Raw genomic sequence first — 2,609 nt, forward strand, 5'->3', positions numbered from 1 at the left:
CGCACTGGCCGGGCTGCGTGGCGACGCCGACCGTTCCGCCGCGGTGCTGGCCGACGCCCTCGCCCCGCTCGGCGACCCCGCGCCGCAGCCGGCGTCGGGCAGGCTCGTCGCCGGGAGGGTGGCCCGAAGGAGGTACCTCCGCGCCGCGGACGTCGCGTACGGTGACGATCGCGCGCAGCGCCTCGACGTCTGGGCGCGGGCCGACCTCGACCCCGCGGGACGCGCTCCGGTGCTGGTCCAGGTGCACGGCGGCGGCTGGACCGGGGGCTCCCGGACGATGTCGGCCTCACCGCTGATGGCGTACCTCGCCGAGCGCGGCTGGGTGTGTGTCACCGTCGACTACCGGCTCGGCCCCGACCACCGCTGGCCGGCCATGATCGTCGACGTCAAGCGGGCGATCGCGTGGGTGAAGGAGCACATCGCCGACCACGGGGGCGATCCGGGCTTCGTCACGATCAGCGGTGGCTCCGCGGGCGGCCACCTGGCCTCGCTCGCGGCCGTGACCGCCGCCGACCCCGAATTCCAGCCCGGCTTCACCGAGACCGACACCAGCCTCGCCGCGGCCGTGCCGCTCTACGGCGTGCACGACTTCAGCGCGGACGAGTACGGCCTGCACCGCACACTCGAGAAGAGCGTGTTCGGGACCCGGCAGGTCGAGGACACCGACAGGTGGCGGCGGGCGTCGCCGCTGCGCCGCGCCGACCGCACGGCCCCGCCGTTCCTCCTCGTCCACGGCAGCGCCGACACGGTCGTCTCCGTGGGACAGTCGCGGCGGTTCGCCCAGCGGCTGCGCGAGGCCAGCGAGCAGCCGGTCTGCTTCGCGGAGCTGCCGCGCGCGCAGCACTCGTTCGACGAGTTCCCCACGGCGCGCACCGGCCACACGGTCCGCGCGGTGCACCGCTTCCTGACCGTGATCCACGAGCGGTACCGCGCGGCCGCCCCGGCGGAGTCGCGCGCCTGACCCGGGCGGACGTCAGTGCTCGGGCGGGGAGTCGTGGGGCTGGGGGTCGTCGGGCTGGGGGTCGTCGGGCTGCGAGTCCGCCAGCCGCTTGCGGGACACCGCGATCTCGGCCTCCGCGTCGGCGCGACCGGCCCACGAGGCACCCACGACGCCCTTGCCCGGCTCGAGGTCCTTGTAGATCTCGAAGAAGTGCTGGATCTCCGCCCGGTGGAACTCCGGGAGGTGGTGGATGTCGCGCAGGTGGTCCAGGCGCGGGTCGGTGGCCGGGACGCAGATGAGCTTGTCGTCGCCGCCGGCCTCGTCGGTCATCCGGAACATCCCGATCGTGCGGCACAGCACCAGCACCCCGGGGAAGAGCGGGTCGCCGACCGTGACGAGCAGCGCGTCGAGGGGGTCGCCGTCCAAGCCGAGCGTGTGCTCGACGAAGCCGTAGTCGCCGGGGTACTGCGTGGCGGTGAACAGCGTGCGGTCCAGCCGGATCCGCCCGCTGGTGTGGTCCACCTCGTACTTGTTGCGGCTGCCGCGGGGGATCTCGATCAGGACGTCGAACTCGATGGGGTTGCTCACGAGTCCTCCTCGCTAGCGCTCGTCGGCCGCGTTCGCGGCGCTGCTGTGTCGGATGGTGAGCTCGCAAGCTCGCTCACGAACGCTCCAGGATCGGGTACCTCGGAAATCTACAGGCCGGTGACCACCGGCCCTCGGGCCACACCCGGTGCGGCCACGAACGTCCACCGGGTCGCTCGCGGGCCCGGGGGCCCCTCCGGGGTTGCCGGCGTCGCGAAGACACCCGGGCATGAGCTGCGGGCGGCGCCTCGCGAGGAACCACCTGGATCCCGCGATCAACCCGGTAACGCTCGTGGCCACCGCACTAACGCCGCAGTGCCGCGACCCGGTCCAGGGCCTGCTCGGCCTCGGCGGTGATCCGCGCCACCACCTCGGCGGCGGGCAGGAGGTCGCCGATCAGGTCCACCACCTCGCCCGCCCACACCGCGACGGCGTCGAGATCGCCGCGGGCCGCGGCCGCCTGGTAGGCGCGGCGCGCGTCGTCGTCGGCGCGGAGCTCGTCCTCGCGGCCCCGCCACTCGTCCAGGAAGCGGTTGCGCAAGGACCGGCCCGAGTAGCGGCTGGGCCACCCGGAGTCCCGTGCGATGTCGAGGACCGTGCTGCGTTCGGTGCCCTCGCCGGTGCCCGCGACGAGCGCCTTGCCGATCTCCGGGGGCTCCAGCGCCTCGAACGTGGCCGCGAACCGCGTGCCGACGAGCACGCCCGCGGCGCCGAGGGCCAGCGCGGCCGCCATCCCGCGCCCGTCGGCGATGCCGCCCGCGGCGAGGACGGGGACATCGCCCGCGACGTCCAGCACGGCCGGGACGAACGGCAGCGTCCCGCGCCCGCCGCCGTGCCCGCCGGCCTCGGTGCCCTGTGCCACCACGACGTCGGCACCGATGTCGAGGGCGCGCCGGGCCTCGTCGAGGTCGGTGACCATGACGATCAACGGCACGCCCGCCGCCAGCACCGGCGCGGCGAGAGGAGCGGGGTCGCCGAACGACAGCAGCACCGCCGAGGGCCGGTGCTCCAGCGCCCGCGCGACGGCCTCCGGGGGCGCCGCCCAGCTCAGGAACCCGACGCCCCACGGCCGGTCGGTGCGCTC

At 74.9% G+C, this 2,609-nt stretch carries 3 protein-coding genes; 1 reads left to right on the plus strand and 2 read right to left on the minus strand.

Annotation, left to right across the window (positions count from 1 at the left end):
- Nucleotides 1-961: alpha/beta hydrolase (locus JWR81_RS09235; protein ID WP_297649460.1), on the plus strand; the 961-nt coding region annotated here is incomplete at its 5' end.
- 12 nt (nt 962-973) lie between these two features.
- Here JWR81_RS09235 and JWR81_RS09240 read toward each other — a convergent pair.
- Both JWR81_RS09240 and JWR81_RS09245 read right to left on the minus strand, forming a co-directional pair.
- Entirely contained in the window at nt 974-1,516 is a 543-nt protein-coding gene (locus tag JWR81_RS09240; protein ID WP_297649462.1) for an inorganic diphosphatase, read from the minus strand.
- Between the two features lie 313 nt (nt 1,517-1,829).
- Nucleotides 1,830-2,609 (minus strand): nitronate monooxygenase family protein (locus JWR81_RS09245; RefSeq protein ID WP_297649461.1); only part of this gene is annotated, 780 nt, incomplete at its 5' end.

The organism is Pseudonocardia sp., from assembly GCF_025965585.1.
Lineage (GTDB): Bacteria > Actinomycetota > Actinomycetes > Mycobacteriales > Pseudonocardiaceae > Pseudonocardia.